Below are 20,084 nucleotides of genomic sequence, written 5' to 3' on the forward strand. Positions count from 1 at the left end.
GGAACGTTATGGCTATCCAGATCGCCGAATTGACTGATGAAACCCGGGACAAGTGGGATCGCTTTGTCGCTGAGAGCGATGCCACTACTTTTTTTCACCGGTCCGGTTGGCGGGAAGTGATTGAAAAAAGTTTCCGCCATGACGCCCGGTTCCTGATGGCGGAACGGGATGGTGTGGTTGAAGGGATCTTGCCGCTGGTACATGTGAAATCCTCCCTGTTTGGCAATCGCCTGGTTTCTACGGCATTCTGTGTGGGCGGTGGCATTGCCGCTGAAACGGATGCGGCTCATGACGCCTTGAAGGCGGAGGCCGATTTCCTAATGGAAACGCTAAAGGCTGAATATGTGGAGTATCGCGCGCCGCAGCGATCGGCTGAAGACTGGCAAAAGCGTGAAGGGCTCTACGCAACCTTTCATCGCGAGATCGAGGCCGAGGAAGAGGAATGCCTTAAGCAGATCCCGCGGAAACAGCGCGCAGTGGTTCGCAAGGCACTGAAAAGCGAAATGGAGATAGAAATCGTTATCGATCCGGACGAGTTTTATCATGTCTATTCAACCACCATGCGCAATCATGGCACGCCTGTTTTTTCCAAAGGGTTCATCCGTAACCTGTTGCAGGAATTCAAAGGCGATTGCGATATCCTATCAGCCCGCAAAGATGGAAAAGTTCTCAGCAGCGTGCTGAATTTCTATTTCAAAGACCGGGTCATGCCCTATTACACCGGGGCTCTGCCGGAGGCCCGTAAGACCGGGGCGGCGGACCTGATGTATTGGGCTTTGATGCGCTCGGCTGTTGAGCGGGGATACAAAATTTTTGATTTTGGCCGCTCCAAGCTTGGAACCGGTCCCTTTTCCTTCAAGAAAAACTGGGGTTTTGAGCCGGTGCCGATCAATCTGGAATTCAGCTTGCGCAATGGTACGCCGATTCCAGATGTTAATCCGAACAACCCGAAATATGACCTGATGATCCGAACATGGCAAAAGCTGCCCTTACCGGTGGCGAATGTTATTGGACCGATGGTTTCCCGTCATCTGGGGTAGAGGTTGTTCGGTTGTAGGTACTGTTGGTTGCGACTTGGTTTGGCCGGTCTGTGATTTAAGTTGCTCCGGGCAGGCGAAGATAGTCTGGAACAGGTACAAAATGGTTGCAAAACCAAGGTTCTGCCAACATTATGTGGCAGGTCTTGGACCGTGAAATATTGCGCGAAAGATATACTTGGTTTCGCATAATATCGGGCAATATTCATGGGGTATTGAATTTAAGCCTGAGAAAGAATCCTGCGCGAGTCGGGGAAGGGTAGACACGAGATGAAACGTCTGATGCATAAATTTTCATTCGCAATGCTGGCCGCCATTATGGTGGCGGTGGCTGGCTGCAGCTCGTCGCTTCCGCCGGCGGACCAGTCTGAAACGGCGCTGACACAGGCGGAAAGCGGTGAATATGTCATCGGTCCGCGTGACTCGCTTGATATTTTTGTCTGGCGCAGCCCCGAGCTTTCCAAGCTGGTTCCTGTGCGTCCGGATGGCCGCGTTTCAATCCCGCTGGTGGATGACATGCAGGCCGCTGGCAAAACGCCGAGCATGCTGGCCCGCGATATCGAGGCCGAGCTTGAGAAATTTGTGACCAATCCGGTTGTCACCGTGATCGTGCAGAACTTTGTCGGCCCCTATGGCCGCCAGGTTCGGGTCATTGGGGAGGCCTCCCAGCCGGCCGGCATTGCCTATAACGAAGGCATGACTTTGCTGGATGTAATGATTGCCGTTGGCGGCATTACCGAATTTGCCGATGGCAACGGTGCCATCCTTCAACGCGGCGATCAGCAGTTCCAGGTGCGTCTGGATGATTTGCTGCTCGATGGCGATGTCAGTGCAAATGTGGCGATCTGGCCGGGTGATGTCATCATGATCCCGGAAGACTGGTTCTGATCGGGGTTCAAGGATCGCGGCCATCGGCCGGGGGGCCGGTTTCAGACGGTCGGGGCGAGATGAAAGTGGTTAGGGTTAGGTTTTATGCCAGCGGAAGATAACGATCGGATCAGTCTTGTGGAACGTGCGGTTCGCCGCATGAATGACGGGGATGCCGCCGGCAGCCCGGACAAGCCTGTACAGGCAAAATCCGTTGCCAAGAAAACTGTGGCAAAACGGGCGCAGGCGGCAAATCCGGTTGCACGTCCCGAGAAACAGGGCGGTAAGGCGTCCAGTGCCGCCAAGCCTGTTGATCCCAAATCCACCGTGCGGCTCGATTTGGGCGGTATGCGCAAAAAAGGCATGATCACGCCAACATCGGGCCGAACCCACTTGGTGGAAGATATGCGCTTCATCAAGCGCCCGATCCTGAACCGCGCCTTTGTGGTAAATGACAATGACGGCTCCGATACACTCAACAATGTCGTGATGATCAGCAGTTGCCGCTCTGGCGAAGGAAAGACCTTCACTGCGGTCAATCTGGCCATGAGCATGGCGATGGAACGCGATCTCTATGTATTGCTGATCGACACGGATGTTTATCGCCGCGGCGCCTGTGAGTTGCTCGGCGTGGAACCGAAAAAAGGCCTTGTGGACCTGATCCTGGATCCGGAGATGCAGGTTTCCGACGTCATGCAGCGGACCAATGTCAGCAACTTGAGCATCATTCAGGCGGGCACCCTGCATCCTCATGCGACCGAGCTTTTGGCCAGCCAGCGCATGCTTGATATTGTCAGCGATATTTCTGCCCGCTATCCGGACCGGATTGTGGTTATTGATACGCCGCCGGTGTTGCTCAGCAGCGAGCCCACTGTTTTAGCCGGTATCGCCGGACAGATCATTCTGGTCGTGGAAGAGGGAAAAACCAGCAAGCAACAGATTGATGAGGCCCTTGAAGGCCTGCGGGAAGCAGAAAATATCAGCTTCATCCTCAACAAACAGCGTGGCCGCCGGAAGCGCAACGCCAATTATGAATATTCCACGCGGAACTGAGTTGTGAGAATGCCGTCACCGACATATTCACAGATCACACTGCGGGAACTGCTTGTGGCTGGCACCGGTCTGGCCGTTGTTTTGTTGTCTGGTGCGGTTGCGCTTGCGGATACAACCTTTGTGCCTTTTGCAGAAGTTGAAGAAAGCATTACGGATAATGCGCGCTCAACCGGCAGCGGGGAAGAGGCGGATCTGATCAATACGCTGAGCTCTGGCTTTGCCCTGGATACGGAGACCAAACGGGCGGATATCAGTATCGATTACGAAATCAGCCGCGATATTTACACCGACAATAGCGATTTGAACGGCAACCGCCATAAATTGAACAGCGATGCTGCGTTTGAACTGGTCGAAGATTGGGTGACCCTGAATGGCCGCGCCGCCATCTCGGAAGAGCAGATTAATCAGACAGGCAGTTCTACGGCGACTGAGCGCACGACGTCGCAGGATACAGCGCGGATCTTCAACTATGGGGTTGGACCGACAGTTGCCCATGATATTGGCCGTTGGGCTTCCACCGAACTCTCATATGAATATGGCGTGGTAGACTCTAAAAAGACGGATACCAGCGCCAATACGACGGTGCCGCAAAAAACGACAATTCATGATTTTGCCTGGGCGATGGACAGCGGCCCCAAATTCAGCAAGCTGACCTGGGGCTTAAACGCCAGTTTCCAGGATGTTGATAAGGAAGGCAGCGAGAGCGCGGCTGGCACGACTTATCACGAGACCAATTATGAAGGTGAAACGGCATATAATTTCACCAACACCGTGGCCGGCACCTTGCGGATCGGGCATGACAATAATACCGATCCGACCACAACCGATGACTATGACGGCGTATATGGTTTCATCGGAACCAAATTGACCTTTGTAGACAAGCTGGAAGCGACGGTGGAGGTGGGTGAACGGTTTGGCGGCACCCTGGTTGAGGCTGAGGTGAAATACACCCCCAGCTCCCGAACATCGGTGGAATTTTCACTTGGTACCGATGTGCAGTCCGAACAGGAACGGATTGCCAGCGCCACCACAACGGATGCCGATGGCAATCTGGTGGATGTGAATAGTTCCGATTCTGAATTCACGGAACTGACGACGAAAACCCAGACAATGGGGCTGACGTTTAATCACAGCCGGAATGACCGAACTGATTTCGAATTGGGCCTTGAGGTTCAGAGCCGGGAATTTTCCCAGGATAATACGGAAGATTCCACCGGCACTTTGAGCGCCAGCGTTTCGCATCTCATGACCCGTCAGATGACTGCGGTCGTGTCTGCCAGCTACACCGATACTTTGGAGACACGCACCGCCAACAGCGACGAGGCCAGTTTACTGCTGTCCGGTTCGTTGTCATATAATCATTCGGATACCCTGACCAGCTCGGTTGGGTATTCCTTCCTGGACCGCCGGGAAGATGGTGCGGAAACCGTTCAGGAAAATGTCCTGATGATGACTTTGCGCAAGTCTTTCTGAGGCCGGGCCAACAGGAACAGGACACCTATGTACGCGAATTTTTTCGGCTTTCACGACCTGCCGTTCCAATTGACGCCGGACCACCGGTTTTTCTTTGGCAGCTCCACCCATAACAAGGCTTTGGCCCATTTGACCTTTGGCATCAGCCAGGGAGAGGGGTTCATTGTTGTGACCGGTGAGGTTGGGGCCGGAAAGACCACGTTGCTCGGCCATCTGCTCTCGACCTTGGATGAGGATCAATATGTGGCCTCTTCCCTGGTGACCTCGCAGTTGCAGGGCGATGATGTGTTGCGCTTGGCGGCGATTAATTTCGGTATCGATTGTGATGGTCTGGACAAAGCAGGTGTGATCCAGCGGATTGAGGATTTCCTGGTTGAGCGTCATGATGAGGGCAAACGCTGCCTGTTGATGGTGGATGAGGCGCAAAACCTGTCGGTTGCCGCGTTGGAGGAATTACGGATGCTCTCCAACCTGCAGGCCGATCATAAGCCGTTGCTGCAAAGCTTCCTGTTGGCACAGCCACAATTCAAGGCGATCCTGGCACGGCCCGACCTGGAACAGTTGCGCCAGCGCGTGATCGCGGCCTATCATTTGGGGCCTTTGAACCGCGAGGAAACCAAGGAATATGTGTGCCATAGGTTACATGCGGTCGGTTGGGACGAGACCAATCCGGGCTTGACCGACGGCGCTTTCGTCGAGATTTTCGAAGCCACCGGTGGCATTCCGCGCCTGATCAATAATCTTTGTTCCCGTGTGTTGCTCTATGCCTGCCTCGAGGAAATGGAAAAGGTCAATGCGGACACGGTGCGCAGTGTGGCCGAAGACCAGAAACGGGAGACGGCAGAGGTTCTGGTTGAGGGGGCGGGAGACGCCCTGCCGGTCGGGGCCGAGGCGGAAATGCAGTCATCGCCTGCCGCATTGGCGGCGCTTCAGGCCGAAAATCTGCGGTTGCAGCGCGATGTCAATGAATTGACACAGAGGCTCAATAAGCTGGAAGGCGCGATTTCCCATGGTTTGAAATCGGTGCTTGAATATTTTTCCGGCAATAGCTGAAACCCGGACGGAGTTTCCGTTCCCAGGAGAGAATGATGTCATCTGATCTGTTGAATGCGATGTCTGTCGATGTGGAGGACTATTTCCAAGTCCAAGCCTTTTTCGGCCAAATCGACCGCAAGGATTGGGACGGTATTGAAGCCCGTGTGGAGCGCAACACGGAAAAAGTCATGGCGTTGTTTGACCGTGCCGGGGTCAAAGGCACATTCTTCACCTTGGGCTGGGTGGCGGAACGCTATCCGGCACTGATCCGCCGGATCGTGGAAAACGGTCATGAACTGGCCAGCCATGGTATGGCGCATTACCGGGCTGACGAACAGGAACCGGAGGTTTTCCGGGAGGATATCCGACGGGCCAAGGCGTTGTTGGAAGATGCCGGCGGCGCGGAGGTGAAAGGCTATCGCGCGGCGACGTTTTCTATCGGCAAGAAGAATATGTGGGCGTTCGATATCCTGGGTGAAGAAGGCTATCAATACAGCTCTTCCATCAATCCGGTGAAGCATGACCTATATGGCATGCCGGATTCACCCCGCTTTGCCTATCGACCGCGCGGCGAAAACGGCATTCTTGAGATTCCGGTCACCACGGTGGTCCGCAAGGGCCAAAATATACCCTGCGGCGGCGGCGGGTATTTCCGTCTCTTCCCCTACATGCTGTTCCGGCATAATCTGCGCACCATGCAGAAGGCGGACAATCAGTCGGCAAACTTCTATTTCCATCCCTGGGAAGTGGACCCGGACCAACCGAAAGTGCCGGGGATCTCCCTGAAAACCCGGGTGCGGCATTATCTCAATCTGGGGCGCATGGAACGCCGTCTGGAACGGTTGATGAAGGATTTCCGCTGGGGCCGGATGGATGAGGTTTACGCGGACCTTCTTGAAAAACGCCCGGCCCCGTCCGCTGAGCCTCTTCAGGAAGCGGTTCCGTCCAGATAACCTTTCATTTTTTCGTATTTTGATTGCCAGCTGTAATCCTGGATGACACGGGACCGGGCTTTTAGCCCCATGGTCCCGTCTTGACTGCCGGTAACAGCAGTGACCACGGATTGGGCAAAATCACCAACGCCTTCGGTAACGATGATTTCTTCGCCGACACGTGCCTCAATACCTTCGTAGGCCTGAGGCGTTGTGATGACGGTTTTGGCCATGGCCATTCCTTCCAAAACCTTGTTCTGGATACCGCGGGCGATATGGATCGGGGCGACAATGGCAGCGGCATCCCTAATATAGGGGCGCACATCCTCTACGCGGCCGGTGACGGTCACCCCGTCGATCTGCGTCAAGGCCTGCACCTGGGCGGCCGGTGAGCTGCCGACAATGTAAAAGGCAAGATCCGGAATGGCTTTGCGTATTTCAGGCAGCACCTCATTGGCGAACCAGACCGCGCCATCCACATTGGGTTTATAGTCCATTGCCCCGGTCATGGTTACCGCGGGGTGCTCCGATGGCAGAAGGGTCTCCATGGCGGCGTCGGGCGAGAAAAATTCGGCATCAATCCCGTTTTCAACCCCATGAATCTTGGTTTCGTTTTGCGGGTTGAGCGCGCGGAAGAGGGCGGCTTCCTTGTCAGAGACAAAGGTGACCGCATCGGACGCGCTGCTGGCGCGGCGCTCATAGCGCAATAATTGACGGGCTTCGCGGGCATAGATCATTTTGTTCAAACCGGTTTCGGCTTCCGCATATTGCCGCCATTTGTCCGAATCAATATCGACGAAATCGGCGATGACGCGTTTCGGGCATTTGGGATGGTCGATGACATATTGGGCCATGGAGGAGCTGAAAATGAACACCGTCTCTGGTCGTTCTTTTTCGAGCAACTGATCCACCCAGTCCTGCAACGCGGAAGAGCGGAAATATGGCAGGGTCAGCGGTTCGTTGGTCAACAGACCCCGTAGGCTCAGCAGTTTTCCGATCTTTGGGTTCAGGCCACAGACCTTCAGGTCTTTGCAATAGGGGCGCAAACCGTCCACATGGTTCCAGTCTTCGGGATCATCAATGAAGGTACCGATATGCAGGTCAAAATCTTCAGCCATGCGCTTTAGGAAATTGAAAGACCGGATCTTGTCTCCCTTGTTCGGCGGAAACGGGAGGCGCTGGGCAAGGAAAAGCAGTTGGGGACGCGACATGGGAGTTTAGTCCTGTATTGCGGCGGTCATGGGAAATCGGAACAGGCAGAAGGTAGCGATACCCTCCGGGGAAGCCAATATAAAATATCCCGACAGTTTCGCGCTTGCCGGGGGCCTGGCATAGAAATCGCCAGGGCAGCGGCGGGTGACTTGGCAATTGACGTTCCTTCCCTATTTTGGTCTAGTCTGATCCGTCATTGGGGGGCGGGATCCAACTGCCTTAAAATCATATGAAACGCCTGTAATTTTGGGGCGGGTCCGCGATCGCGGGCGGTGAAACGGACAGGAAAATGTTGGAAATGGGTAAACCCGTAGCGACGCAATCGTTCAATGGTGCGGCGGTATTGATTGCCAGTGCGCTCACCGTGCTTGCGGTTCTCCTGGTGCTTTACGGCTCCACGGCGCTGGCGATGGTGACGATTTGGTCGGAGAATTCCACCTACAATTATGCTTTCCTGATACCGCTGATCAGCCTGTATCTGGTCTTTTCCGACCGCCACCGGCTGGCCGGCACCCGCCAGCGGATCGAGCCATTTGGCATCCTGTTATGTGCCGGTTTTGGTCTGGGCTGGCTGATCGCCGATGCGGCCGATGTGGATTTTGGCCGCCAGTTGACCTTCATCGGTCTTTTGCAGAGCGGCCTGTTCACCCTGTTGGGACGTGGTGTGTCCCGGCAGATGATGTTTCCGATCATGTATCTCTGGCTGATGCCGCCCATGTGGGATTTCCTGATCCCTTATCTGCAGCTGATCACTCTGGAATTGTCTGTGCCGATGATCCGGATGACCGGGATTCCGCTTTTTGTAAATGGTTTCCTGATGGAGGTGCCGAGCGGGCTCTATCGTGTCGCCCCCGAATGTTCCGGTTTGAATTTCCTGTTGGCGGCAGCGGCGCTGTCCCTGCTTTATGGCTATATGATCTATGACAGCTATCGAAAGCGGGTGATCTGCTTCTTTGTCAGTATGCTGGTGGCGATCCTGGCAAACGGTATCCGTGTGGCGGTCATTGTCGGCTTTAACCATTATGGCGGCCAGAATATCGGCATTGGCGGCGATCATCTCACCTGGGGCTGGGGATTTTTTGCCCTGGTTGTGCTGGTCATGATCTGGTTTGGCGGACTTTTTAAGGATCCGCCGGTGAAGCCGCAGGATGGGATAGGGGCAGGCATTCTCGCCCTCCCGCTATCACGAACTGTAGTGGTCGCGGCTATGGCGGCACTTGGTGTCATCGCGTTGCCGTCGGCTTATGCCAATTATCTGAAAGCGCAGATGGAAGGCGATTTTCATGTGAATATTGGCCTGCCTGACCAGATTGGCCCGGCAAAAGGCTATGGTGCGCCGTCGGATTGGTCCCCCCAATTTGCAACAGCCCATGGGACGGACCTGCGGCGATACGAATTGTCCGAAGGGCCGGTGGATCTCTATGTGGCATATTATGCCAACCAGGCACCAGGGCGCGAGATTATTAACTATAACAACACCTTCTATGACCGAAAACTCGGCAAGATTGCACCGGACCAGGTACGCGAGGTTCAAGTTGACGGCGATAACGTGAAAGTGATCGAGAGCCATATCGCCTCCGCACGCGGCAGTCGCCTGGTCTGGCATTGGTATTGGACGGATGGCGTATATGTTGAGAGGCCCGTAGTTGCGAAACTGTATCAGGCAAAAACCACTTTGCTGAATGGTGATCGCCGGACCGCCTTTATCGCGCTGTCCACACCCGTGAATGATGATCTGCAAACGGTGCGTGCCCGACTCCAGGCGCTGCTGAGCCACGGGGCGTTAATCGGCCCGCTTCTGGAAGGGGCGATAATCGTTGAAAGCGGGGCCTGACAAGGTGGACCTGGCGACTTGCCGACAGGTGGTGTGACCTGTTATTGCTAGTGCGATACAGGTGGAGCAAATTTCGTTCCCGGTTTTGTCATCGGGAACCGTAGGTCGGATGGCAGGGGGCTGGAATTCGATCTCCAAATGTGTAGAAACACATACGGGGTCCGGGGTGCTGGAAGGTAGATTTTATGGGTAAGCTGCTTCTCGTTGAAGATGATGCAGGCCTGCGCAGTCAGTTGCGCTGGGCATTGGAAGATCACGATGTTTTCGTCGCAGGCAATCAGGATGAGGCCATGGCGGTGGTTCGCAAGGAAGCACCGCAAGTTGTGATTCTCGACCTGGGGCTTCCACCTGATCCGGATGGTGCGACAGAAGGGCTTGCGACCCTCAAGGCCATCCAGGCGGTCCGCCCTGAAACCAAGGTGATTGTTTCTTCCGGCAACGAGGAAAAAGCCCATGCCCTGAAGGCGATCGAGCTTGGCGCCTATGATTTTTATCCAAAACCGGTGGATCTGGATGTCCTGCAAATGATTATCCGGCGGGCGGTTTATCTTTCCGAGCTGGAGAAGGAAAACCGGAAGCTTGCCAAAGGCACGGTATCGTCGCCGCTGAACGGGGTCATTGCGGCAAGTGCGCCGATGCTCAAGCTTTGTCGCACGATCGAGCGGGTCGCGAAATCGGACGTGAATGTCCTGCTCACGGGTGAGAGCGGGACGGGCAAAGAGGTTCTGGCCCAGGCAATTCATGAAATCAGTCCGCGATCCGGCAAACCCTTTATTGCCATCAACTGTGCGGCAATTCCGGAAAACCTGCTGGAAAGTGAGCTTTTTGGCCATGAAAAAGGGGCTTTTACGGGGGCGATCAAGCGGACTATCGGCAAGGTCGAGCAGGCGGATGGCGGAACATTGTTTCTGGATGAGATCGGCGACATGCCGATTTCCCTGCAGGCCAAGATGCTCCGTTTCCTACAAGACCGCACGTTCGAGCGTGTTGGCGGGCGAGTGCCCATAGAAGTGGATGTTCATGTGGTCTCAGCGACCAACCGGAAGCTGGAACGCATGATCCAGGAAGAAACCTTCCGCGAGGATCTCTTTTACCGGCTCAATGATCTGACCGTTGAGATCCCGCCGCTGCGTGAGCGTGAAGGCGATGCGATTTTGTTGGCGCGCTATTTCATGAATAAATATTCCCGCGAATTTGCCAGGTCCCTCAAAGGGTTCACTGAACGTGCGCTGGCGGCGATCAATGCCTATGGGTGGCCGGGCAACGTCCGGGAACTTGAAAGCAAGGTAAAGCGGTCCATTATCATGGCGGATGACAAATTCATCGATACCGAGGATTTGGGTATTCCGGAAGCGGATGACGAAGCCATGGAAGTCTTCCCGACCCTGCGCGAAGTGCGGGAAGATGCAGAGCGGGATTTGGTTCTGCGCGTGCTTGCCAGCACCAAAAACAACGTTTCTGTTGCGGCGAAGATCCTCGGGGTCAGTCGTCCAACCCTGTATGACTTGATGAGCAATCTTGGCTTAGAGCGCTAAGGCGCCCGGGGCTTGGAAACTAGGGGGAGAGAGAATGGCTGATATGTTCAAGAAGAATTCTGGCCGGGTCAGGCAATTGACGATGGCCTGTGCGACCGCGCTGGCGCTGGCGCTGACTTCGCCGGCCATGGCAGCGCTCACCGGTGAGGCGTTGGAGCTGTCCAACGAGGCGAAAGCCTATGTGGAAAAGGGTGACCTCCGGGCGGCGGTCATCCAGCTGAAAAATGCCATTCGGAAAAATCCGGATGAACCGGAATTGCGGTTGCAATTGGGGGAGCTGTATATTTTGGTCGGGCAGGGTGACCCTGCGGAAAAGGAGATCCGGCGAGCCCTGGAAAAAGGCATTGATGAAGAACTGATCCAGGTGCCTTATGCCCAAGCCTTGTTGTTGGCGAACCGGGCCGAGGATGCGCTGTCGAAAACGTCGCTTGATCTGGTGCCTGTGGATAAGAAACATCAGTTGATGGCACTTCATGCCCAGGCGCATTTGGTTCTGAAGGATCTGGCCACTGCTGAGGAAATGGCCCGAGAGGCCGTTGCGGCAAAACCGGATTTCCCGTTATCCACCTCCATTTTGGCCACGATCCTGGTTCAACAGGACCGGAAAACGGACGCCGATGGGGTGTTGGATGAGTTCCTGGCAAAATACGAACCCAATACGCGAATCCTGTTTCAAAAGGGGGAGCTGCGCCGGATCGAGCTGGATCTGGATTCAGCCAAATCCCTATATGACCGCGCGTTGGGTATTCAGCCGAACCATCTGCCGTCCCTGGTCAGCAGGGGCTTGGTCTTGCTGGAGGAAAATGACCTGGAAGCGGCCCAGCGGGATGTTGATCAGATCCTGAGCAAGGCGCCGGGGCATTTGTCCGGCAATTTCCTGCAGGCGATGCTGCTTTTCCGCGACCGCAAATTCAAGGAGGCGGATGATGTGCTGGAAGGGCTGGGGGATGGCCTTCGCCGTTTGCCACCGGCCCTCTATCTGGCGGCCAATATCAAATTCGCCCTGCAGGATGTGGAGCAGGCAAAAAATTACATCGATCTCTATCAGCAGGTGGAGCCGGAAAATGCGCTTGGCCATTCCCTAAATGGTGCCATTTTGTTGCAGATGGGCAAAGTTGAGGAGGCGATACGCAGCCTGGAGACCGCGGTTGAAAAAGCACCGCAGAATTTTGGTACGTTGATTCTGTTGGGGAACGCTTATACCCGAAATGGTGATTATCAGAAAGCGACCGAGATCTTTGAACGTGCGCAGGCCATCAATCCGGAAAATGTGATGTTGCGCACGCAGTCTGCGGTAAGCCAGATGGGGCTTGGCAATCAGGAACAGGCGATTGCTGGCCTCAAGGCTCTGATCGACGAGGGCGAGAACCTAGAACAGGTTGGATTCGCGCTGGTTCTGATCCATCTCAGGGCCCGTGAAATGGATAAGGCGCTGGCGGTTGTCGATCAGTTGGAGGAAAAGCTGGGGGACACGCCTCTGCCGGACTTTTACCGCGCCAATATCAAGCGGATCGAACGCCAGACTGATGAGGCGAAGGCACTTTATCGCAAGGTTGTGACCAATTATCCGGATTTCGAGCAGGGACGGCTGAACCTGGCGACGCTGCTGATTGAAACGGGGGATTTTGAAGAGGCCCGTTCAGAACTGGATAGGCTGCTCAAGATCAATCCTAAAAATGCGACCGCCATTCGTCAAATGGGGCGTATCGCGGAATTGCAGGCCGATGACATGGAGGCCGAGCGTCTGATCCGCGAAGCCATCCGGTTGGAACCCAACCGGCCGGAGCACCAATATGACCTGGTTCAGTTCCTGATGAGGATCAACCGGACCAAGGAGGCGCATTCGGCGGCAAAAACGCTGTCGGTCAAATTTCCGGAGCTGCCGCAGGGGTATCAAGCCTGGGCCCAGACTTCCACTGCCATTGGTGAAGAACATGAAGCGTTGGCGGCGTTGAATCGCCTGGCCCGGCTTGCGCCGGAAAATGCGCCGGTCCATCTGAATATGGCGCGCATGTATCAGCGCAATAAGGAGTTTCCCTTGGCCCGGAAACATTACCGGAAAGCCCTCCGGATTTCGGAAGATTTCGAACCGGCCCGTGTGGGGTTGATGAATCTGGTACTGCAAACAGACGGCGTAGATGCGGCGATTGACGAGTTGAAGCAGACTACCGGTATAAGCGATCCCGATGAGTTGCAGATGAACCGGGCAGCCCTGTTGATCCGGTCTGAACAGTTTGACGATGGTCTGAGCATCCTTAAGGATTTGATCGACAAGGATCCGGAAACGAGATTGGCACCGGTCTATTTCAATGCAATGCGCCGGGCAGGTAAGAATAGTGAAGGGGCGGCCTGGTTGGAAAACTGGATTGCGGCCAATCCCGAAGACAGCAACAGCATCATGGCCTTGGCCAATTATAAACTGAACAACCAGGATATGGATGGTGCGGCAGCCTTGTATCTGACCATGACTAAGCTGAAGCCGGAAGATCCGGTGCCGTGGAACAACCTGGCCTGGATCTATGGCCGTCAGGGCAATTCGGAAGCGCTGGCGATGGCGCGGCAGGCCTATGAAAAATCGTCCCAGGCCGCTGTGGTTGCAGATACATATGGCTGGCTGTTGTATCAGGCGGGCCAGACTGAGGAAAGCGCGGCCATTTTGAAACGGGCTTATGTGGAAGCCGGCAATAATGCGGAAATTGCCTATCACTATGCGGTCTTGTTGAATGCGCAGGGGCAGACGGCGGAAGCAAAAAAGCTGTTGCAGAAAATTGTGAAATCGCCCGCAAAATTTGCCGATCGCGGTGATGCGGAAGCTTTGCTGAAAAAACTTAATTGATGCCCTGGATCACCGATCCAGGCTCACACGGTCTTTAGGAGGAATAATTGACACGCACTGTGCTGGTGACCGGTGGTGCCGGTTATATTGGAAGCCATGTCACGCTATCCTTGCTTGAAGCGGGGTATGCCGTCGTTGTTCTGGACAATCTCTCTACCGGCCGCCGGGAGCTGGTGCATGGCGATGCCACCTTTTATGAGGGCAGTACCGGAGACCGGGATCTGGTTCTGAAAATTTTGCGCGACCATCAGATCGAGGCGGTTCTTCATTTTGCCGCCTCCACGGTCGTGCCTGAATCGTTGGCGGATCCCATGGGGTATTATGCGAACAATACGGTCAACAGCCGCAATATGATGGCCTGCTGTGCGGAAGCCGGGGTTGATCGGTTCGTATTTTCCTCGACCGCGGCCGTTTACGGAGAGCCCGAAGAATTGCCGGTGACCGAAGCTGCATCCTTGCGCCCGATCTCTCCATACGGCCATTCGAAACTGATGACCGAACAGATGCTGACGGATTTGTCGCGCGCGTCCAGCCTGAAACATGTGATCCTGCGTTATTTCAATGTGGCGGGTGCCGACCCGGAAGGTCGCACCGGCCAATCGACACCCAATGCTACCCACCTGATCAAGGTTGCCTGTGAGGCGGCTTGCGGCAAGCGGGAGAATCTTACTGTTTTCGGCGATGATTATGATACGCCGGATGGCACCTGCATCCGTGATTACATACATGTCACGGATCTGGCGGAAGCACATCTGGCCGCGCTGCGTTACCTTGAAAATAATGGTGAGAGTACGATCCTGAACTGTGGCTATAATCGTGGTTTTTCGATCCGGGAAGTGATCCAGTCGGTTGAGAAGAACACCGGTCGTGATCTTCCGGTCGTCAACGGGCCGCGCCGGGATGGCGATATTGTCAGCATCTATGCTGAAAACAGCAAAATTCTTGAAACCCTGGGCTGGAAACCGCAGCATGATGATCTCGATCATATTGTGAAAACGGCCTATGCATGGGAAACCCGAAGCGCCGATTGAATGGCGGTGAAAACAGTCCGTGAACCGGGCCGCGCAGGCAAGCCAGGCAATTTGCCCAAGCGCCCTGCGGGCGGTTCGGGCCAGAAAGTGAGAGATGGCGGTAATTGAGTCATGGCACCGCATGGCCGATCTGGGGGAGTTGGAAGCACCTGTCCTGTTGGTTGTGGTCGATGCCGAGGAAGAATTTGACTGGAGAAAGCCATTTGACCGGTCCAGCCGGGGGATCTCCAGTTTTTCAGACAATGCACGGGCGCATGAGATCTATGAGGATTTCGGTGTCGAGCCGACCTATTGCGTGGATCAGTGCATCGTTGAAAGTGACGAAGCCGTGGGGTTCCTCTCCAATCTCGAAGCGCAGGGGAAATGCTCCATCGGTGCGCATTTACATCCCTGGGTGACCCCGCCTTACGAAGAGGAAGTGAATGTCTTCAACTCTTTTCATGGCAATCTGCCACGTGAGTTGGAGGAAAAAAAGATCGCCTTCATCACCCAGTCGATCACCCAGGTTTTTGGACAAAAACCAACCATTTTCCGCGCGGGGCGCTATGGTGTGGGACCGAATACCATCGATATCCTGAAGAAATACGGGTATGAGATTGATTGCAGTTATGTGCCCCACACCAGCTATGCCCATGAAGACGGACCGTCCTTCATCGGTTGTTGCGACCAGCCTTTCTGGTTCGATGATGGTCAGTCCATTTTGGAAATACCGCTAACAAGAGGCCTCTCGGGGGTCGCATCTGGTGCATTCCCTCGCAGGCTGTCAGGCATTTTCGATGCCGGTTGGTCCCGGAAGATTCGCATTCCCTCGGTCCTGTCCGTTACCGGTATGGTCGAGCGTATCGCTTTAACCCCGGAAGGGATGACTGTGGAGGACCAAAAGCGTCTGTTGTTGTCGATGCGGCGCCAGGGGAAGCAGGTATTTTCTCTGACCTATCACAGTCCCTCACTTTCGATCGGTCACACGCCCTATGTGCAGTCACGGGCGGATCTGGACCGGTTCCTGGTGGCGATCCGTGAGGTGCTCCAGTTTTTCCGGGATGAGATTGGCGGAGAATTTTCCACCTTGCAGGCGGTTCATAAAAAGGCCTTGTCCGCCGGAACCGCCGGGGCGGACATTGTTGCCGCGAGATCGTGATTGACCGGTCTTCGGCGTAAAGGGAATCCGGGTTTTGATTCACGATCCTCTTTCCGGTATAAGGTCTCCGGTTTTTCTCTAAGCGATGCAGGGCTGCGCGGGTTGCGCTGGTAAGACAAATGGTTGAAAGCGCAATGCCGAACAAAAAATCCATCCCGGAAATCATGCCTTTGACGGGGCTGCGCGGTGTGGCGGCCTGGTGGGTGGTTCTTTATCATTTTCATCTCTATTTTCATCCTCTGGTGCCGACCTGGTTCTCGGACTTCATTGCCCGCGGTTATCTGGCGGTGGATCTGTTCTTCATCCTTAGCGGCTTTGTGCTCTTTTTGAATTATGCGCGTTTCTTTGAGCAATTGACCTTGGATGGTTTCCGGAAATTCATGGTCGCCCGCTTTGCCCGGATCTACCCGTTGCATTTGACGGTCTGTCTTATTTTTCTGGTCAATCCGCTGGCGATCCATCTCTTCTCCAGCGATGGTGTGATCGGCGGGCGCTATGATCCAACCTATTATGTTGCGATGATTTTTCTGGTGCAAAACTGGGGATGGTCGGAAACATTGGCCTGGAATATACCAGCCTGGTCTATCAGCACCGAATGGTTTGCCTATTTGGTCTTTCCTTTCCTGGTTCTGCTGGTTCAGGGTTGTTTACGCTCTAAACGCTTCCTGGTGCCTGCCATTGTGGCCATTGCGCTGGTGATTTATTTGCTTTTCTGGTCATTTGGGACCGATTCCATTGGGCAAAATATTCAGAAATATGGTCTGGTCCGCTGTGTGATCCAGTTTGCCCTGGGCATGGTGGCCTGTAAATTCTTTCTGGTGACGCGCCATTGGACCATCAAACTCTGGCCGGTTTACCTGGCGGGTTTTGCCGCGACGGTATTGATGACGGTCTTTCTGGATCTGCCGGATTTCATGTTATTGCCGGCAGGGTTTGTCATGCTGATCCTGGGGCTTTCCGATCCGCGCCTGATCTGGCCGCGGTTGTTCAATAATCCGGTTTTTGTCTATCTCGGGGTGATTTCTTATTCCACCTATCTGTTCCATTATTTCGTCAAAGATTGGGTGAAGTTTCTCTTGATCCCGGATGATGGTCAGGCTGGATGGGGCGTGATCCTGGTTTATCTGGCGGCGGTATTTGTTTCGTCCGTGATCCTTTATCACCTGATTGAAAAACCGGGGCGCAGCTTTGTCCGGAAAATCAGGTTCCGGCGGACGGCTGCGGTACAGGAATAGACGGCCTGACGACCGTTTCAGGATTTGCCCCGTTGGGTCAGGAAGTGGGTGTCTGCCTCCAACCGGGAGGCCTGAACATTTTCCAACAGGACCAACAGCTGCGCGCCATCTGCACCATCTACCCAGATTTCGGCTCCTTCGGCCCCTTGGCGGATTTCCCAGTCGGGATCGTTTGCGAACCAGATAAGATCGCGTAGGTCGACCTTATCTTCTGACGGATTGAAATCGGTGATCCGGTCACCGCCTTCCGAAAGACGATCATAAACAAACAGATCCGCATCCTGGCCGCCGGTCAGGATATCTGCCCCCTTGCCGCCCTTGATCACATCCCGGCCCGGACCGCCATTGAGCCGATCATTGCCATGATTACCGAACAGATGATCATTACCGTCATTGCCGTCAATCCGGTCCTTGCCTTTGCCACCAAACAGCGCATCCGCGCCGCCGAGGCCGGAAATCCGGTCATCGCCTTTCCGGCCATGGATCAGTTCATGGGCCTGGCTGCCGGTTAATTCATCGGCGCCGTTGCCGCCGAATTGTTCATGCTGCTTGAGGATGGCCGGTCCGTTGCGGCCCAACTGTAACAAGGGCACGAAACTGGGGTCGGTGGGATAGACTTGGTTGATGCCAGGGTCGGCGGCGCTGACCCAGCCATAGGCCTCCACGGCCCCAGGGATGCCATCACCGGCGAGGCTGGCCAGGGAAAACCGCGCAGTCGCGACTGAATTATCCGCCCGGCCGGGCCAGGCCGGGGTTTCGGGAACTTTCAAGCCTTGTTTGGTGAAACTGGCGTCATATATTTCCTGCCAGCTTTCCTTCAGAAACCGACGCTTGTCGATCCATTCAAATGTTTGGATGGTGGATTGTAGAGAGGCCATGGGCGGCAGTCCGAAATCCTCCGCCAGGAATTTTTGAACGGAAAAATTCGCTTTCCATTCCAGGAAGGGCCGGATGCCTGGAATGTCACGTCCGGCAATGGTGCTGATGACACCGGTGAAATAATCATCCATCCAGACCCGGTTGGTGGTGACGCCGTAGCCCATCAACATGCCACGAACCGGTTTGCCCTGTGCCGGGCCGTCGATATAGATCCGGTGATAACTCTCTAGATTGACCTTGAGGCGGCGCTCGAAATAAGCCTTGGCCGGGTCATCGTCCGGCAGGATATAGGCAGCATCGGCGATCTCGCGTAGTCCCCATGCCTGTGCCCTGGTTTGGGCGATGGTCTCGGTTCGGGTCCAGGCATTGGTGCCGAGTGAGAAGTTACCACTCAGTTCCTGGCGTGGGCCGCGCCAGCCGTCCCAGATATAGGCGGTTGCGTGGTTGGCGCTAAATTGCAGCTCATCCCGGTAATATTGTGATCCGCTTAGAAGATAGGGGATATAAACCAGCGAGGGCAGATGGGCGACATCGGTGACCCAGTCCGTGCCGGCGGTGGAATAGGCATCCGGCAGGACGGTTGTGCCGCTCCGTTTGTCGAACCAAAGCTTGGGATGATCATCCACAGACACCACCTGACCGGTTTTTTCATCCCGGTAATGCCAGGGAATGGACCCGGCTGCATCGGCATTGGCATACATCACGCGCTCGGCGTTTTCATCCTGGCTTGCCAGATAGCGCACGGTCCAGGCCGGCAGGGGGCCGATATCTTCGCGGCCGCCGGGTTTGGGCATGTTCAGCTCAATCGTGCCGGTGGTCATGGGGCCGGTGCCGACTTGTTGCAATCGGTTCACAGAGGCGCGGATCGCCGCTTCGGAGGCACCGACGCTCAGGTCATATTGCGGCAGGGCCCCGGTGTGCAGGAGATAATCCATATCCCGGATGACCCGAACGGGTATTTCACTGCCGGTTCGGACCGTTATGTGCCAGGTTCCCTTTTGATGATGATCAAGCGCTTGTTGGGAAAAGACTTCACGGCCATTCTGGGTGATGGAGACATCATAGAGGATATTGTCATTGCCCTTGGTAAAGGCGCGATCAGCAGAAAAGACAATATCGGTCAGGAATGTGCCGTCGGCATAGGCGCGGATATGGAAGGTGAGATCCAGCAATGGCGTGACCGGGGTTTTGATTGTGATTTCCCGCGCCAGCGGTCCAGCCAGCCAACTGGTTGCAGTCCCGTTTTCCAGTGCCCGGCGCAGCAATGTCTCTGCATCGGCCTGGAATGACGTGACGTTGCCAATATTGTTCATGATGGCAAGCTTGACGCTAAGATTGAGGCCACCGTCCAGGATATCCTCTATTGCGATCGCGCTGAGCTGGCGTTTCCGATTAACCCGGCGCAATTGAACATCCGTTGCCTCGCCGGGGGCCAAAGCGGGACTTCGCAGCGTGAGGATCGCATGGCGGACCGATCCGTCTGGATTGCGGGCTTTTATATCTGTCTGTAGCGGGATCTCCTGGCCGTTCGTAAAGGCAGCCAGATTGCTGCCCTCCGGGAGGCTGCCTGGCACGAAGACTTGTCCGAATGTAACCAGGCTGGCCCGCGTTTCTTGCTGCCCCCGGTTTACCAGGCGCATCCCAACGATATCCGAGGGGCCGTTGCCCTTCGGGATCACCGGGTTATGAATGATCGAACCGGTTTGCCCGGTAACAACGGGCATGCTGATGGCGGTGGCTTTGGCACTGTTGGATTGTTCCGCTTTTGTGGGAATTCCCGGGGCTACAATGATCCGGCCATCACTGTCTCGTTTGACGCCGCCTTTGAAAGTCGGGGCACCAGGCAGGGTATCCGCCAGTGTCACAGGCGCAGCAATCATCATCAGGGACAGGATCAGGGAGGCTGAGGCCAACCCACATTTTCTCATGGACGATTCACTGGCTTTCAAGGAGCTGCGCCTCAATTTTAGTGGGCCGGTTGGGTAAA

The 20,084-nt window shown here is 55.2% G+C and carries 14 protein-coding genes; 12 read left to right on the plus strand and 2 right to left on the minus strand.

What is annotated here, in order from left to right; genetic code table 11:
- The first annotated feature begins 8 nt into the window (after positions 1-8).
- From DFP90_RS13920 to DFP90_RS13945, 6 genes are all read left to right on the plus strand, one after another.
- Positions 9-1,040, plus strand: coding sequence for a FemAB family XrtA/PEP-CTERM system-associated protein (locus tag DFP90_RS13920; protein ID WP_115937099.1), 1,032 nt, complete (start codon positions 9-11; stop codon positions 1,038-1,040).
- Positions 1,041-1,307: 267 nt separating this feature from the next.
- Positions 1,308-1,925, plus strand: coding sequence for an XrtA/PEP-CTERM system exopolysaccharide export protein (locus DFP90_RS13925; protein ID WP_115937100.1), 618 nt, complete (start codon positions 1,308-1,310; stop codon positions 1,923-1,925).
- 84 nt (positions 1,926-2,009) lie between these two features.
- On the plus strand, positions 2,010-2,957 hold the full coding sequence (locus tag DFP90_RS13930) for an XrtA-associated tyrosine autokinase (RefSeq protein WP_115937101.1): 948 nt from the start codon (positions 2,010-2,012) through the stop codon (positions 2,955-2,957).
- A gap of 9 nt (positions 2,958-2,966) precedes the next feature.
- Positions 2,967-4,430, plus strand: coding sequence for a TIGR03016 family PEP-CTERM system-associated outer membrane protein (locus DFP90_RS13935; RefSeq protein WP_115937102.1), 1,464 nt, complete (start codon positions 2,967-2,969; stop codon positions 4,428-4,430).
- A 27-nt stretch (positions 4,431-4,457) separates the two neighbouring features.
- Complete coding sequence (locus DFP90_RS13940; protein WP_115937103.1) at positions 4,458-5,483, plus strand: XrtA/PEP-CTERM system-associated ATPase; 1,026 nt, start codon at positions 4,458-4,460, stop codon at positions 5,481-5,483.
- Between the two features lie 32 nt (positions 5,484-5,515).
- Complete coding sequence (locus DFP90_RS13945; RefSeq protein WP_115937104.1) at positions 5,516-6,418, plus strand: XrtA system polysaccharide deacetylase; 903 nt, start codon at positions 5,516-5,518, stop codon at positions 6,416-6,418.
- On the opposite strand, the gene DFP90_RS13950 is transcribed toward DFP90_RS13945, so the two are convergent.
- Complete coding sequence (locus DFP90_RS13950; protein WP_115937105.1) at positions 6,394-7,608, minus strand: TIGR03087 family PEP-CTERM/XrtA system glycosyltransferase; 1,215 nt, start codon at positions 7,606-7,608, stop codon at positions 6,394-6,396. The two genes, DFP90_RS13945 and DFP90_RS13950, sit on opposite strands and share 25 nt — an antisense overlap.
- A gap of 299 nt (positions 7,609-7,907) precedes the next feature.
- Here DFP90_RS13950 and xrtA point away from each other — a divergent pair, with 299 nt between their 5' ends.
- From xrtA to DFP90_RS13980, 6 genes are all read left to right on the plus strand, one after another.
- The gene (gene xrtA, locus DFP90_RS13955) at positions 7,908-9,443 is read left to right on the plus strand and encodes an exosortase A (protein ID WP_181905354.1); all 1,536 of its coding nucleotides are present in this window, start codon (positions 7,908-7,910) and stop codon (positions 9,441-9,443) included.
- Positions 9,444-9,628: 185 nt separating this feature from the next.
- Positions 9,629-10,978, plus strand: a complete 1,350-nt coding sequence (gene prsR / locus DFP90_RS13960; protein ID WP_115937107.1) for a PEP-CTERM-box response regulator transcription factor — start codon at positions 9,629-9,631, stop codon at positions 10,976-10,978.
- 34 nt (positions 10,979-11,012) lie between these two features.
- Entirely contained in the window at positions 11,013-13,814 is a 2,802-nt protein-coding gene (gene prsT, locus DFP90_RS13965) for an XrtA/PEP-CTERM system TPR-repeat protein PrsT (protein WP_115937108.1), read from the plus strand.
- A 47-nt stretch (positions 13,815-13,861) separates the two neighbouring features.
- On the plus strand, positions 13,862-14,845 hold the full coding sequence (galE, locus tag DFP90_RS13970; RefSeq protein ID WP_115937109.1) for a UDP-glucose 4-epimerase GalE: 984 nt from the start codon (positions 13,862-13,864) through the stop codon (positions 14,843-14,845).
- Between the two features lie 94 nt (positions 14,846-14,939).
- Positions 14,940-15,983 carry a polysaccharide deacetylase family protein gene (locus DFP90_RS13975; RefSeq protein WP_147301014.1) on the plus strand — a complete coding sequence of 348 codons (1,044 nt, stop codon included), beginning with the start codon at positions 14,940-14,942 and terminating at the stop codon, positions 15,981-15,983.
- Between the two features lie 119 nt (positions 15,984-16,102).
- The gene (locus DFP90_RS13980) at positions 16,103-17,218 is read left to right on the plus strand and encodes an acyltransferase family protein (RefSeq protein WP_115937111.1); all 1,116 of its coding nucleotides are present in this window, start codon (positions 16,103-16,105) and stop codon (positions 17,216-17,218) included.
- A gap of 17 nt (positions 17,219-17,235) precedes the next feature.
- Here DFP90_RS13980 and DFP90_RS13985 read toward each other — a convergent pair whose 3' ends face one another.
- Positions 17,236-20,025 carry a calcium-binding protein gene (locus DFP90_RS13985; RefSeq protein WP_115937112.1) on the minus strand — a complete coding sequence of 930 codons (2,790 nt, stop codon included), beginning with the start codon at positions 20,023-20,025 and terminating at the stop codon, positions 17,236-17,238.
- Between the last annotated feature and the right edge of the window lie 59 nt (positions 20,026-20,084).

The sequence above is a fragment of the Aestuariispira insulae genome (genome assembly GCF_003385955.1).
GTDB lineage: Bacteria > Pseudomonadota > Alphaproteobacteria > UBA8366 > Aestuariispiraceae > Aestuariispira > Aestuariispira insulae.

Bases quoted from the DNA above. Each gene is read 5' to 3' on its own strand.
- DFP90_RS13920 (WP_115937099.1), top strand. From the start codon at position 9: ATGGCTATCCAGATCGCCGAATTGACTGATGAAACCCGGGACAAGTGG.
- DFP90_RS13925 (WP_115937100.1), top strand. From the start codon at position 1,308: ATGAAACGTCTGATGCATAAATTTTCATTCGCAATGCTGGCCGCCATT.
- DFP90_RS13930 (WP_115937101.1), top strand. From the start codon at position 2,010: ATGCCAGCGGAAGATAACGATCGGATCAGTCTTGTGGAACGTGCGGTT.
- DFP90_RS13935 (WP_115937102.1), top strand. From the start codon at position 2,967: ATGCCGTCACCGACATATTCACAGATCACACTGCGGGAACTGCTTGTG.
- DFP90_RS13940 (WP_115937103.1), top strand. From the start codon at position 4,458: ATGTACGCGAATTTTTTCGGCTTTCACGACCTGCCGTTCCAATTGACG.
- DFP90_RS13945 (WP_115937104.1), top strand. From the start codon at position 5,516: ATGATGTCATCTGATCTGTTGAATGCGATGTCTGTCGATGTGGAGGAC.
- DFP90_RS13950 (WP_115937105.1), bottom strand. From the start codon at position 7,608: ATGTCGCGTCCCCAACTGCTTTTCCTTGCCCAGCGCCTCCCGTTTCCG.
- xrtA (WP_181905354.1), top strand. From the start codon at position 7,908: ATGGGTAAACCCGTAGCGACGCAATCGTTCAATGGTGCGGCGGTATTG.
- prsR (WP_115937107.1), top strand. From the start codon at position 9,629: ATGGGTAAGCTGCTTCTCGTTGAAGATGATGCAGGCCTGCGCAGTCAG.
- prsT (WP_115937108.1), top strand. From the start codon at position 11,013: ATGGCTGATATGTTCAAGAAGAATTCTGGCCGGGTCAGGCAATTGACG.
- DFP90_RS13975 (WP_147301014.1), top strand. From the start codon at position 14,940: ATGGCGGTAATTGAGTCATGGCACCGCATGGCCGATCTGGGGGAGTTG.
- DFP90_RS13980 (WP_115937111.1), top strand. From the start codon at position 16,103: ATGGTTGAAAGCGCAATGCCGAACAAAAAATCCATCCCGGAAATCATG.
- DFP90_RS13985 (WP_115937112.1), bottom strand. From the start codon at position 20,025: ATGAGAAAATGTGGGTTGGCCTCAGCCTCCCTGATCCTGTCCCTGATG.